Origin of the sequence: Methanocaldococcus lauensis (genome assembly GCF_902827225.1) — an archaeon.
Lineage (GTDB): Archaea > AGJL01 > Methanococci > Methanococcales > Methanocaldococcaceae > Methanocaldococcus > Methanocaldococcus lauensis.
Genome location: NZ_LR792632.1, coordinates 858,309 through 871,167 on the forward strand (window position 1 = coordinate 858,309; position 12,859 = coordinate 871,167).

At 27.5% G+C, this 12,859-nt stretch carries 15 protein-coding genes and 1 tRNA gene; 5 read left to right on the top strand and 11 right to left on the bottom strand.

What is annotated here, in order from left to right; translation table 11 throughout:
* Nucleotides 1–59 precede the first annotated feature (59 nt).
* On the bottom strand, nt 60–797 hold the full coding sequence (gene rrmJ / locus KMP69_RS04750) for a 23S rRNA (uridine(2552)-2'-O)-methyltransferase (RefSeq protein ID WP_214399331.1): 738 nt from the start codon (nt 795–797) through the stop codon (nt 60–62).
* Between the two features lie 137 nt (nt 798–934).
* Between rrmJ and KMP69_RS04755 the strand changes: the two genes are divergently transcribed.
* Complete coding sequence (locus tag KMP69_RS04755) at nt 935–2,221, top strand: flippase (protein WP_214399332.1); 1,287 nt, start codon at nt 935–937, stop codon at nt 2,219–2,221.
* Between the two features lie 8 nt (nt 2,222–2,229).
* On the opposite strand, the gene KMP69_RS04760 is transcribed toward KMP69_RS04755, so the two are convergent.
* From KMP69_RS04760 to KMP69_RS04780, 5 genes are read right to left on the bottom strand one after another with little or no spacing between them, the layout of a single operon-like run.
* The gene (locus KMP69_RS04760) at nt 2,230–3,030 is read right to left on the bottom strand and encodes an MBL fold metallo-hydrolase (RefSeq protein WP_214399333.1); all 801 of its coding nucleotides are present in this window, start codon (nt 3,028–3,030) and stop codon (nt 2,230–2,232) included.
* A gap of 55 nt (nt 3,031–3,085) precedes the next feature.
* On the bottom strand, nt 3,086–3,586 hold the full coding sequence (locus KMP69_RS04765; protein ID WP_214399334.1) for a protease complex subunit PrcB family protein: 501 nt from the start codon (nt 3,584–3,586) through the stop codon (nt 3,086–3,088).
* On the bottom strand, nt 3,583–4,386 hold the full coding sequence (gene uppS / locus KMP69_RS04770) for a polyprenyl diphosphate synthase (RefSeq protein WP_214400752.1): 804 nt from the start codon (nt 4,384–4,386) through the stop codon (nt 3,583–3,585). Before uppS ends, KMP69_RS04765 begins: the two co-directional genes overlap by 4 nt.
* A gap of 55 nt (nt 4,387–4,441) precedes the next feature.
* Nucleotides 4,442–5,182, bottom strand: a complete 741-nt coding sequence (mtxX, locus tag KMP69_RS04775; protein ID WP_214399335.1) for a methanogenesis marker protein Mmp4/MtxX — start codon at nt 5,180–5,182, stop codon at nt 4,442–4,444.
* Between the two features lie 10 nt (nt 5,183–5,192).
* On the bottom strand, nt 5,193–6,176 hold the full coding sequence (locus KMP69_RS04780) for a methanogenesis marker 12 protein (RefSeq protein ID WP_214399336.1): 984 nt from the start codon (nt 6,174–6,176) through the stop codon (nt 5,193–5,195).
* 80 nt (nt 6,177–6,256) lie between these two features.
* Between KMP69_RS04780 and wtpB the strand changes: the two genes are divergently transcribed.
* Genes wtpB through KMP69_RS04795 form a run of 3 tightly spaced genes read left to right on the top strand, consistent with a single transcriptional unit; the run spans nt 6,257 to nt 8,814 of the window.
* On the top strand, nt 6,257–7,015 hold the full coding sequence (gene wtpB / locus KMP69_RS04785) for a tungstate ABC transporter permease WtpB (RefSeq protein ID WP_214399337.1): 759 nt from the start codon (nt 6,257–6,259) through the stop codon (nt 7,013–7,015).
* A gap of 31 nt (nt 7,016–7,046) precedes the next feature.
* Nucleotides 7,047–7,943 carry an ATP-binding cassette domain-containing protein gene (locus tag KMP69_RS04790; protein ID WP_214399338.1) on the top strand — a complete coding sequence of 299 codons (897 nt, stop codon included), beginning with the start codon at nt 7,047–7,049 and terminating at the stop codon, nt 7,941–7,943.
* Nucleotides 7,944–7,959: 16 nt separating this feature from the next.
* Nucleotides 7,960–8,814, top strand: coding sequence for a ribose-phosphate diphosphokinase (locus KMP69_RS04795; protein WP_214399339.1), 855 nt, complete (start codon nt 7,960–7,962; stop codon nt 8,812–8,814).
* Nucleotides 8,815–8,831: 17 nt separating this feature from the next.
* Here the strand turns inward: KMP69_RS04795 and KMP69_RS04800 are convergent, their stop codons facing one another.
* From KMP69_RS04800 to KMP69_RS04820, 5 genes are all read right to left on the bottom strand, one after another.
* Nucleotides 8,832–9,089 carry a hypothetical protein gene (locus KMP69_RS04800; protein WP_214399340.1) on the bottom strand — a complete coding sequence of 86 codons (258 nt, stop codon included), beginning with the start codon at nt 9,087–9,089 and terminating at the stop codon, nt 8,832–8,834.
* Nucleotides 9,090–9,261: 172 nt separating this feature from the next.
* The gene (locus tag KMP69_RS04805; protein WP_214399341.1) at nt 9,262–10,440 is read right to left on the bottom strand and encodes a TraB family protein; all 1,179 of its coding nucleotides are present in this window, start codon (nt 10,438–10,440) and stop codon (nt 9,262–9,264) included.
* Nucleotides 10,441–10,473: 33 nt separating this feature from the next.
* Nucleotides 10,474–11,664 carry a tRNA pseudouridine(13) synthase TruD gene (gene truD / locus KMP69_RS04810; protein WP_214399342.1) on the bottom strand — a complete coding sequence of 397 codons (1,191 nt, stop codon included), beginning with the start codon at nt 11,662–11,664 and terminating at the stop codon, nt 10,474–10,476.
* Nucleotides 11,665–11,691: 27 nt separating this feature from the next.
* Nucleotides 11,692–12,285: a hypothetical protein gene (locus KMP69_RS04815; RefSeq protein ID WP_214399343.1), complete on the bottom strand. Its 594-nt coding sequence runs from the start codon at nt 12,283–12,285 to the stop codon at nt 11,692–11,694.
* A 29-nt stretch (nt 12,286–12,314) separates the two neighbouring features.
* Nucleotides 12,315–12,391: transfer RNA gene (locus tag KMP69_RS04820), tRNA-Val, on the bottom strand.
* Nucleotides 12,392–12,501: 110 nt separating this feature from the next.
* Between KMP69_RS04820 and KMP69_RS04825 the strand changes: the two genes are divergently transcribed.
* Nucleotides 12,502–12,858: a cation:proton antiporter subunit C gene (locus KMP69_RS04825; protein WP_214399344.1), complete on the top strand. Its 357-nt coding sequence runs from the start codon at nt 12,502–12,504 to the stop codon at nt 12,856–12,858.
* Nucleotide 12,859 lies beyond the last annotated feature (1 nt).

The window sequence follows — 12,859 nt, forward strand, 5'->3', positions numbered from 1 at the left end:
GGTTACTGGAGAGCAGAAATTAATCAACATAGATGAATTGTTTATATAAAAAAACAAAATTAACTCTTAGATTTTAATTTTCTCATCTCTTTAATTTTTTTAACCAACAATTCATCGTTATCATCACTCAATTTTTCTATCCTTTTTATTCTATCTTTCTCCTCCCATTTTTTTCCAGTATATCTCTTACCTATAACATAAACTTCAGCACTTTCCTTTCTTGATGCCTGTGGCTTCGTAATATAGACTTTTTCAAAGTATTTTTTAACCAAATTAACATAATCATTTACCATATCTCCATAGAATACTTTGGCAACAAAATTTCCTCTCTCTTTAAGCATTTCAGTTGCTATCTGTAAAGCAGTTGTTACCAAATCTATTGAACGAGCGTGATCTACATCCCAATAACCACTTATGTTTGGAGATGCATCACATATAACTACATCTACCTTTTTCTCTTCATTGGGAATTAATTCCCTAATTTTGTTTAGATTTTCTTCCAAAGTAAAATCTCCTCTTATTGCTACTACATTATCATATTCAAATGGCTTAACTGGTTGTAAATCAATTCCTATAACAAAACCTTTCTCTCCAACGATTTCTCTTGCAACTTGCATCCAGCCACCTGGAGCACATCCTAAATCTAAAACTATCTTTCCAGGCTTGATAACATTAAACTTTTCGTTTAACTGCATAAGTTTGAAAGAGGCTCTTGAACGATATTTAAGTTTTTTAGCCAATTTGTAATAAAAATCTCTCTTTCTTTGTAATAACCATCTTTTGTCTTTTCTACCCATAAATTTCACCAATAATTTTTTAATATCTTTATATATTTATTTGTTTGTTTTTGTAGGTTGTTGTTCAATGTTTAAATATAATGCTATAAAAAATAAAAACCAATAAAAAATAACAAAATCTAAAAAAGTTGATTTCTATGAGTTTGGCAAAGGATAGCATTTGCATATTATTGTCTAATTTGTATTCAAAAGGTATGGCTTATTTATTTTATTTTATAACTGCAATTTTATTAGGAACAGAGGCGTTTGGAATTTTGAAAGGGTTAATGCCAATTGCTGACACTTTAACTATTTTTTTCTCTTCTGGAATTCCTCCTGCAATAGCAAAATTCTTAGCAGAGGAAAAAGATGTAAATATTAACAAATATATTCCAATATTTTTATCTATGGTTTTACTTTCTATTATTGGCTTTTTAATAACTCCCTACATAAAATACATATTGGGAGGATACTATTTATCTATAAATAACTCACTATATTTTGCGATTGGTTTATGTATAATAACATCAACTTTAATAGCCTTTTCAAGAGGAATACTACAAGGATTATTAAAAATTAAACATCTATCAACTACATGGATAGTTGAATACACTGTAAAGGTTATTTTAGTATTTGTTTTAACATTATATTTTAAAATTTTTGGATCTTTGTTGTCTATCTCACTATCTTACTTAATATCTGGGATTTTTGGAGTTTATTTGATTTATAGGATATTATATAAAGAAAGTAATAAATCAAACAAAGAAGTAAAATTAGAACTTAAATTAAAACTTCAAAAAATAAAAAACATAGTAAAAAGCAGTATAAAAAACATTTTCTCAGATTTCAATTTAAAGGTTTTGAAATACTCTATACCTATCGCCTTAACTTCATCATCTTACAGGTTATTTGGAGACATTGATAACATTATAATAATGTCTATTATGGGGGGATTTTGGAGTGGAATTTATGGATACTCTTCTCTAATATCAAGAGGAATTTTTATGTTTGCTTCTGCTATTTCTATCCCTTTACTACCAAGAATTTCAAAATCCAAAGATTTAAAGATATTAAAAAATGGTATAATTCAAAATACTCTTTTTTCATCAATTTTTGTTATTGGTTGTTTATTTTTCCCAGAAATTCCTTTAAAGGCATTTTTTAATGTTGTAAATCCAGAAGGAGTTTTATGTTTAAGAATTTTGGCAATCTCTTCATTATTTATGAGTTACTATACTCTAATATCTACAACATTACAGGGCTTAGGATATGCAAAAATATCCTTCTATATAATTTTATTTGGAATAATTTTAAATATTATTCTAAATTTAATTTTAGTAAAACTCTATGGAATCGTTGGGGGTAGTTTAGCCACATTAATAACATCAATAACCATATTTTTAGTTGGAGTTTTTGTAATTTTAAAGAAAAATAGAAATCTTTAATTTTTAAATTATTTCATTAACTGATACTTATAATAGCCATTTAAAAGCTCAACTTTTAATCCTAACTTTGCTGGAATTACTTCAATTCCTGTGTTTTGTGAAATATACTCCGCCTCTAACTGAGGATTAGTCATTCTAACTCCCATATGTGTCATTATTAACAATTCTGGCTTCTTCTTCATTGAATTTATTAAATCTATAACGTCGTTTGAACATAAATGTCCTTTAATTCTTTCATTTTTCTTTCTAACAACATTCGCTATTAAAATCCTAACTCCGTCAAAATCCTCAATAAGTTCTGGAATAAATTCTGTATCCGAAGTATAACCAATATCTCCAAAAATTGTTGATAATCTAAAACCAATACCAAAAGGATCTCCATGCTTAGTGTGAGTTGCTTTAAGTTTAGTGTCATATAAACTTATTTCATCTCCTGGATATAAAACCTGAACTTTTTCAAGTTTTGACTGATGATACTTAGATATAACATACTCATACTCTCCAAAACCTTCAACAACTGAGAGATTTCCCAAAAAAATTCCTCTTTTTTTTGTCATTCCTTGAGTTATAGCCTCAACAATAATCTCTCCATCAGTATAATGATCTGGATGACAGTGAGAGATAAATAAAACATTAGTTCTCCAAGGGGATATTTTTAGTTCGTTTAATCTTACAATAGCCCCTGGTCCAGGATCTACATGCATTCTAAGTTCATTAGTATGTATCCTAAATCCTCCTGTGGCTCTTTTTTGGGTAATTGTAGCCCATCGTCCACCACCGCTACCTAAAAATATAATCTCTACCCTCAAAATACCACAACCCCATACAATTTTGTTTTTAATAAATTTAAAGTGTTTTTATTTATTAACTTTGCCTACATACTACATTGTTGTATGACCCATTTACACATATCTCTATATAAGGATAAGTTATAACCATCGTAGCAAAATCCTTTGGAGGAGTAACATTATAATAAACTATAATTCCATTAGATGTTTTCGTTACATTTATAATGTTTATTTTATATCCAGCTGTAGGCATTTCTCCTAAATTTATAACTATAAAGGTTTTATTATCTTTATTATAGTAATAATATCCACTATATTTTTCTCCAAAAGAGCCATAGGCGATTATTTCATAATTTAAAAGTTTTATTGAGCTATTTTTAATTTTATTTTCAGTTATATTTTGTAATTTAGAATTATTAAAATAAACGGTATTATTATAATCATAACAATTAGATGAATTTACTATTTTTGATTTATTTGTAATAGGATAGTTTTTATGTATTTCAGAATTTTCAAAACATCCACAAAATAATACAATAAAAATGAGAAATAGGAAGAATATTTTTATAGTTTTCATCTACCAAACCTCCTCTGCCTTCTCTGATATTCCCTAATAGCCCTTAAAAAATCTATCCTTCTAAATAATGGCCAGTATATATCGCAAAAATATAACTCTGAATAGGAACTCTGCCAAATTAAAAAATTGCTAATTCTCTCTTCTCCAGAAGTTCTAATAATTAAATCTGGATTTGGATATTCTAAATCAGCCGTGTATAGATGTTTATCTATTAATTCTTTGTCAATATCTTCTGGATTAATTTCTCCAATTTTAACTTTCCATGCTATATTTTTAACTGCGTCAATTATTTCCTGTTGTCCTCCATAGGCGATGGCGATATTTACAAAAAAATTGTTATAGTTTTTCGTTTTATCTTCAGCATATTTTATGGCTCTTTGAACATTTTCTGGTAATAAGTGAATTCTACCAATTGCTCTAACTCTAACTTTGTATTTGTGTATTTCTTTGTCATTAGCAATTTCATAAAACTTCTTTTCAAAGAGTTCCATAAGTTTATTAACCTCTTCCTTAGGTCTATTAAAATTTTCAGTAGAAAAAGCATATAAAGTAACTACTTTAATCCCCAATTCTCTCGCCCATTTTAAAACCTCTCTAACTTTCTCAGCCCCTAAGTAGTGCCCATAATATCTATCCTTCCCATAAATTTCAGCAGTTCTTCTATTACCATCCATAATTATGGCTATGTGTTTTGGTAAATTATCTTTATCAATAGATTCCTCTAATATTTTCTCGTAAATTTTTAAAATCTTTGACTTTTCCAAAAATTTATAAAAATCTAAAACTACCCTTTTACCAATACTCTTTAATTTTTTGGCTAATTTATAGTTATTTTTATTTTTTACATTAATTGAGCTATTTTTTGAATAAATCAAAACTTTCACCTGCTAAAAATTTGACAGCATTATAATATCTCATCCAATTAGCATTTCTACTCGTATCTATAAAGTTTATATTTTTATCTGATAAAATAACGGCTCCATACCCTGGAACTTTGCAAATTAATCCTAAGCATCTAAAAATAAGATTTCCAGAAATTCCATCAATACCTATAATAATATTGCAATCATCCTTTAAATATTCTTCTATTAATATACCTTTATGTATTATATTAAACTTACCTTTAAAATACTCTAAGATTTTTTCAGCTTCGTATATAGTTTCATCTACTATTTTGTTTCTACCTAAGTCAGTTAATCTTCCACCAGAAAGTAAAGCAACTTTTGGCACAATATTGTAGGATTTTAAAAATTTGGAGGAGAGTTCAATAATCTTTATTTTATCTTTTATTCTTTCTTCTTTATTTTCAGATATATCATCAATGCCAACTGGTGAAAGTAAAAAAATATTGTTTGTGAAAGGGTTTTTTAAAATAGATGCTCTATAAAATTTTCCTATTTTTTCTCTTAAATATGGAATAACTTTTGATGAAGACAAAGAACCCCTAACAGCTCCTTTCAATTCTTTTGATAATAATTTATCTACTAAGTCTTTTGGATTATCAATTAACTCAACATCAATTCCCTCCTCTTTTAATTTATTGTATGCTTTTAAAATTTCTTTTTTATTTTCTTCCCCTAAACCTATCGCATACATAGTTATCACTTTAAAACTCCACTTCAATACCTAAAATATCTCTCTTCCCTTTTAAAATATCTTCTGCTATTAACGCCCCTCCAATTGCTCCACTCTCTCCATATAAAACATATATTTTATATTCAACAAATTCTTTAATTCTTTTAGGAATGTTTATAGGCTCTTTGAGAGTTCCAATAGATCCTGCTAAAACAACTCTCCTTTTGTTTTTATCTAACAAAGGTAATAAACTGTTAATTTCCATAGAAACACTTAAAATTAAACTATCAATAGCCAATTTACAATTTTCATCAGTAAAATAATTTTTAATGATTTCTTCTTTTGTATTTTCTACACCTTTGTAAAGTTTTGCTATTTTAACAACTCCTGCCTTTGAAAAAGCCTCATTTGCAGTTATTTTTTTACTATCTATATCTCTTATCATCTCTAAATCTATAGGGCCGTGTAAAATACCTAATGCCCCTACACAGGCATCAAACCCTCCAAAAATTTTGCCATCTTTTATTAGCAAAGTTACAGTATTTGATGAAATGTCTGACAAAACAAAATCATTAAATCCAAATAATTTGTGAGCATAATAGGAAATTGAAACTTTCTCTGGAGAGGCGATGTGGGAATATAACGCTCTAAATCTTCTATCTAAGCACCCTATTCCTCTATGTAGCCCTGGAATAACTACTGTTGGAATATTTGATTCTTTAATTTCATCATAAACTTTTGTTCCTCCTCCAATCTTTTCTCCAGCCCCTTCTATGCTTAAAACTCCTCTGTTTTTAACTTTTTCTATTGGTAGAATTTTATTTATACCATCTCCCATTGAGTAAGTTAAAGCAATCAAATCAATATCCTCCAAAGGCACATATTTTTTTAACTCATCTAAATAAGATTTTTCTTTTAATTCACTCCTTTTTAATTTGAATATTATTTTTTTGTGATTATTTTTTATACATGTTGTAATTCCAGATGTTCCGTGATCTATGCCTACTGTTATCATACTCTCCACCTTATGTTCATTAATATAAATTAACATAAATTTTATATAGTTAAGTAGTTTAATTACCTCTGGGGATGAGTATGGAGAAATTAGACATTTTAATGTCAATATTTTTAATAATAATATTTTTGTTCATATTTTTGCCAATAATTTATATGTTAACACATCCTGGAAACTTAGGAGTATTGTTAGATAATGAAGTTATAGATGCATTTAAAACGACATTGTTAGCTGGGGCTGTAGCAACATTAATAGCCTTAATCTTTGGAATTCCTACTGGGTATATTTTGGCAAGATACGATTTTAAATTTAAAAATTTTGTTGAGGCTGTTTTAGACTTACCTATGGCAATTCCCCATAGCGTTATTGGGATTTTAATATTATCTTTCATCTATGGAGTTGATGTAATAAAGTTTATTGGAAATTATGTTGTTGATAACTTTTTTGGAATAGTTATTGTTTATCTATTCGTAGGAATTCCTTTTATGGTTAATAGTATAAGAGATGGGTTTTTAAATGTAGATGAAGAAATTGAATATGTGTCAAGAACTTTGGGAGCTTCAAAAGTTAGAACATTTTTTGAAATTTCCCTACCATTAATAAAAAATAATATTATTTCTGGAGTAATTTTAAGTTTTGCAAGAGGAATTAGTGAAGTTGGAGCATTATTAATAATTGCTTATTATCCAAAAACTGTTCCAGTTTTAATATTGGAGAGATTTATGAGTTTTGGTTTAAATGCATCGAAACCAATATCTGCTGGAATGATTGTAGTTAGCATTATTTTGTTTGCAATACTTAGAATGCTAAGAAAACAGAGAATAAAAAATACTGGATAAAATAAAAATTAAAAAATTAATAGGGATAAAGATGCTTAAAGTTTGTAATCTATCAAAGATTTGGAAAGATTTTAAATTGAAAAATGTTTCTTTTGAAATAGGTAATGAATACTGCGTAATTTTAGGACCAAGTGGTGCGGGAAAGTCAGTTCTTATAAAATGCATTGCAGGGATTCTAAAGGTAGATTCTGGAAGGATTATATTAAACGGTAGGGATATAACAAACTTACCTCCAGAAAAAAGAAATGTTGGATACGTTCCTCAAAACTATGCATTATTTCCAAATAAAAATGCATATAAAAATATTGCTTACGGTTTAATAATAAGGAAAGTTGATAAGTTAGAGATTGATAGAAAAGTTAAAGAAATTGCAGAGTTTTTAAATATATCTCATCTATTAGATAGAGATGTTAAAACATTGAGTGGAGGAGAGCAACAAAGAGTATCTTTAGCGAGGGCGTTAGTATTAAATCCATCTATTTTACTCTTAGATGAGCCAACTTCTGCATTAGACATTAGAATCAAAGAAAGCATAATATCAGAACTAAAAAAAATAAAAGATATTCCTGTTTTGCATATAACTCATGATTTAGCAGAGGCAAGAACATTGGGAGAAAAAGTAGGCATATTTATGGACGGAGAACTCATAGCCTTTGGAGATAAGGATATATTAAAAAAACCTAATAATAGAAAAGTAGCAGAGTTCTTAGGATTCAATGTAATAGATAATGAGGCAATATCTCCTGAAGATGTAATTATAAAAAATGGAAATGATGGAATAGTTATAAATGTTATTGACTATGGAAAGTATAAAAAGGTGTTCATTAAATATAAAAATTACTTAATCAAGTCATTTACAGAAATGGATTTAAATATTGGTGATAGAGTAGGTTTAGAGTTTAGAAATAAGATAAAATTATCTTCATAAGAAATAAGGTGATAGTGTGATAGTAGTTTCAGGAAGTCAGTCGCAAAATTTAGCTTTTAAAGTATCTAATCTTTTAGATACTAAATTAACAAGAGTAGAGTATAAAAGATTCCCAGATAATGAAATTTATGTTAGAATTGTAGATGAGATAGATGATAATGAAGCAGTAGTAATAAACACGCAAAAAAATCAAAATGATGCGATAATAGAGACTATTTTATTGTGCGACGCTTTGAGAGATGAAGGCGTTGAAAAAATAACTTTAGTAGTTCCTTATTTGGCGTATGCAAGGCAAGATAAAAAATTCAATCCTGGAGAGGCAGTAAGTATTAGAGCTTTGGCAAAAATATATTCAAACATAGCAGACAAATTAATAACTATAAATCCTCATGAAATACATATAAAGGACTTTTTTACAATTCCTTTTGTTTATGGAAACGCTATTCCTAAATTGGCAGAGTATGTTAAAGATAAGTTAAATAATCCAATTGTTTTAGCCCCAGACAAAGGAGCATTAGAATTTGCCAAAACAGCCTCAAAAGTATTAAATGCTGAATATGACTACTTAGAAAAAACGAGATTATCTCCAACTGAGATTCAAATATCTCCAAAAACCTTAGATGTTAATAATAGGGATGTGTTAATTATAGATGATATTATCTCAACTGGAGGAACAATGGCGACTGCGGTTAAATTATTAAAAGAGCAGGGTGCTAAAAAAATAATCTCTGCCTGCGTTCATCCATTATTAATTGGAGATGCGTTAAATAAACTTTACTCATCAGGTGTTGAGGAAGTTGTTGGAACAGATACATATTTATCAGAGGTAAGTAAAGTTAGCGTTGCAGATGTTATCGTTGATTTGTTATAAATTTTTTATTTCTTTTTTTATTTTATTCTATTTTGAGTTCTTAGAGTTCTCTTCATTTTTCTTAAGTTAAATGGACAATCTTTTTCACAGTTTTTGCACATAACATTAAAATACATCCCAAAAAACATTGTTAAACTCAATATAAAAATTCCCTCATAAACAAGGTTGTATCTTAGCCCATATATCCCGGTAAAAACAAATCCAAAGAATCCCAACACAACAACGAATTTTTGCCAGAGTTTAAATCCATTTTGATCTATTACCTCTTCATTCATGATAATTACCTCTCACAATTAACAAAATAAAAGATCTACTCTATTCCATAGATCTCTGTTTGTGTATTAATTTCCTACCATATATCCAATACCAATATACCAATATTGAAAAAGCATCTAATTGCATAATACCACATACTTTGATTTCTTTTTATAGTAAATTTAATCTTTTTTATAAAAATCCTACAAACTTACCCAAGCAGTAGAAAACACCGATTGAGGCCCCTATATTAGAGAGAGTAGCCACTAACAAAACTTTAAATAAATTGTTGTTAAAAAGTTCTTTAATTGATTCAGCATTTAGTAAGCCAACTATATCCTTATCAGTTATTTCTCTATACTTTAACTCTACAAGTCCAGCAATAGTTCCAACAGCCGCTAAGGGTAGTGGGATTAAAGTAGTTATAGGTGCTGAAAGAAATGCTATCAATGCTGTTATTAGCTTACCTCTCGCTAAAAGAACGCCTAAAGCAGACAATCCACCAGTAAATAATACCCATTGAAATGTTATCATCTTTAATAACTCTGGATTATTAAATGCATAGTATATAGCATATAAAAATATTAAAAATATAGTAAATGAAATTCCATAAGTTAAAATCTTTGTAAATCTTTTATTTTTTCTCTTTACTTTTGTTAATTCATATATATCAATATCTTCTCCATTTTCAAGTTGTTTTAAATATCTTATAACTCCTTCAACATGCCCAGCCCCAATTACGGCAACGATTGAATTTTTACCTTTGCTAAGTTCAAATAACTCCTTAGCCATATATCTATCTCTCTCATCTACTAAAACCTCATATATAGTTGGAGAAATATCTTTTAACATCTTTGTAAATTTTTCTGGATTTTTAACCATCTCATTTAGTAAATTTTCATTAAGTTCCAAATTTTCCCCTTCAGTGTTTAATAAGTCCAATAAAATTTTTATTTTTTCTCTAAAAGACATTTTGTCTAATAATCTTGATAAGGTTATATCTATCTCTCTATCAATTAAATATATTGGAATTCCATTTTTTTGTGCTATTTCTATGGATTTTTTCATTTCGCTTCCAGGATTTATACCAAAACTCTCTCCAATCTTTTTTTGTGAATTAGCCAAAATTAAATAAACAAAGAATTTTATAAAGTTTCCTTCCTTTAATACCTTTTTAATATCTATTTTTTTATTCTCCTCTGAAATTAAGGATAGAAATCTTTTATAATCAAGTTCTACTGCAACACCATCAGGATTTAAATTTGTAATAACTTCTTCAACCTCTTTAACACTATCTTTAGAGACGTGAGCAGTTCCAATTAAGTAAATATCGCATTCATTAACTCCATTAAATATTCTTATATGTTTCAAAATAACCACCTTTAATTTATAAAGTAAAATATTTTATCTGAATCTTTTTTTAGTTTTAACTCCTAAGAATGCTCTTTTTATTATAATTGTTGCATAACTACCTTTTTCCAATTCATAACTTAAAGTTATTTTGTATTTACCTTTATTTAATTCATCCTCTTCAAATTCACCAATATTTAAGTTTTTAGGTATTGATAAAATTTTCCTCTCAGTGTATATAAATCTACCGAAATCTCCTATATTATTTAAATCTTCCATTGATAAACCTTCCCTTTTTAAAATTTTATCTATAATTTCTTTATAACTATCTTTATATTCTACATCAGGAGCTATTGTTGGAAATTTTTTATCTTTTAGCGTTTCAAAAATCTCATTATCTATTTTCTTATAAAACATTAAAGTTCCTGCCTCATATTCGTAATAAATTCTATCTTCTTTGGGAATATAACTTTTTAAAAGTTCTTTTACGCATTCATTCCATAGATAACTCTGATATGCCGCTACAAATATCTTTTTTAATCTATCATCAACATAACTCAATGCTTTTTTGTAATCATTACTCTTTTTTAATTCTTTAACCATATTTACATATAATCTTGCCTTTATGTTTTTTTCTTTAATGTAGTTCCAAACTTTTTCCCAATCTCCCCAATTTTTATTTATAAATCTTTTTAAATCTTTTAATATCTTTTTTTCAGACTTTTTATACTTTGTTAATATTATTTTTACCGCCTCTTCATAATTTCCTTTTATAATTTCCTTTGCAATAAATTTTCTATCAAAAACGCTTCCAAATCTCTGACTGTCAAAATAATTTGGTGCTCCATAATGTAAATATTTCAAATTTTCTTTAATTTTTGGAATATCATCTTTTTTTAATCCTCTAACAGTTATAGTAAATCTATTTCCTTCTAAGTCCCCTAATAATAAAAATTTTGACTCTCCTACGAGGTCTAATTTTAAATTTGGCTCATCTAAATGTAATTTTCCATATTTTTTTGGGATAGAGATATATTGAGTAGTTAATGCATGCCTATCTTTCAATCCACAGTATCCAATATCTTTTAAGGGAATTCTAAATTTCTTAGAAATGTATGAAAATGCTTTTAAACATTCAATGTTTCTCTTTGTTAATTTATATAAATAACATTTTTTTCCTGATATCTTATTAAAATCGATAATTTCTTCAACGATAAAATCTTCAGGCTTCATCCTAAGTTTCATAATACACACCATCTTTAAAAACTTTGATTATTTTAATTTTTTAAGTTTTTCGTAAATTTTTAATCCATACTCTACTGCTCTACTACCAAAGTAGAATGCAATAACGATTCCAAAAATCAACTGAACTGAATTAAATATTCTATCCTCTACTGGCACAAATAATGTATAAATATAAAGTATTGTCATTATTATTGTCAATGACCTTCTAACTTCCTTTGTATCTAATAATTTATCTTCTGAAATAATATCTATACATTTATCTTCAATATTTTTAATTAACCGCCTTTTATTATATTCATTTTCCTTTTCTAATAATACTTTTAAGTTATTTAACTCATCAACTAAATATTTTCGTTTTAACTGTCCAATATATTCTAATCCAAATAATAAAATAACAAATAATGCAATTAAAAAAATTGCTTGATATTCTTTTTTAAAATATACTAAATCAATAAATAAAATTGAAATTAATAAAATAATAAATAATACAATTGAAAATAATAATTTACATTCTGAATCTTTTTTTAATCTATCTTTAAATGATCTAAGATTTTTTCTAAATCCAATTAATAAAAATAAAAAAGCAAATAAAAATATTAAAAATATTGCTTGGAATTCCACAATACCACTCTAAAAAATTATGTTAAAAATGGTGGGCTCGGCGGGATTCGAACCCGCGACCACCGCCTTGTGAGGGCGGCATCATAGCCATCTAGACCACGAGCCCATATTATTATAAAGTTATTGTTGGTTAATATAAAATTTTCCAACGCAATATTTATATACCTTTAGTTATAATCTGTCATTAATAATAATGATAAATTCTTGGTGAATGGAATGGATTTCCAGATAGTTTCATTTATCGCTTCTGGAATTTTAGTAATTATAGGTTTGTATGGAGTATTTTTTGTTGATAATATTTTGAAAAAAATAATAGCATTGGAGATTTTGGGAAGTGGAGTAAATTTAGTTTTAATAACCATTGGATACAATGGAGGAACAATACCTATAAAACTTCCTAATGTTCCAGTAGAGGTTTTTGCTAAGGAATCTGCATATCCTCTAACTCACGCATTAGTTTTAACCAACATAGTTATTGAAGCATCTATGCTTGCAGTAATGCTTGGAGTTTCTATAATTTTATATAAAAAATATAAAACACTAAAAAGTTCTGTAATATTGAAAGAAGATTAAT

Coding starts and splice junctions, on each gene's coding strand:
- rrmJ (WP_214399331.1), bottom strand. CDS start 797: ATGGGTAGAAAAGACAAAAGATGGTTATTACAAAGAAAGAGAGATTTT.
- KMP69_RS04755 (WP_214399332.1), top strand. CDS start 935: ATGAGTTTGGCAAAGGATAGCATTTGCATATTATTGTCTAATTTGTAT.
- KMP69_RS04765 (WP_214399334.1), bottom strand. CDS start 3,586: ATGAAAACTATAAAAATATTCTTCCTATTTCTCATTTTTATTGTATTA.
- mtxX (WP_214399335.1), bottom strand. CDS start 5,182: ATGTATGCGATAGGTTTAGGGGAAGAAAATAAAAAAGAAATTTTAAAA.
- KMP69_RS04780 (WP_214399336.1), bottom strand. CDS start 6,176: ATGATAACAGTAGGCATAGATCACGGAACATCTGGAATTACAACATGT.
- wtpB (WP_214399337.1), top strand. CDS start 6,257: ATGGAGAAATTAGACATTTTAATGTCAATATTTTTAATAATAATATTT.
- KMP69_RS04790 (WP_214399338.1), top strand. CDS start 7,047: ATGCTTAAAGTTTGTAATCTATCAAAGATTTGGAAAGATTTTAAATTG.
- KMP69_RS04800 (WP_214399340.1), bottom strand. CDS start 9,089: ATGAATGAAGAGGTAATAGATCAAAATGGATTTAAACTCTGGCAAAAA.
- truD (WP_214399342.1), bottom strand. CDS start 11,664: ATGAAACTTAGGATGAAGCCTGAAGATTTTATCGTTGAAGAAATTATC.
- KMP69_RS04825 (WP_214399344.1), top strand. CDS start 12,502: ATGGATTTCCAGATAGTTTCATTTATCGCTTCTGGAATTTTAGTAATT.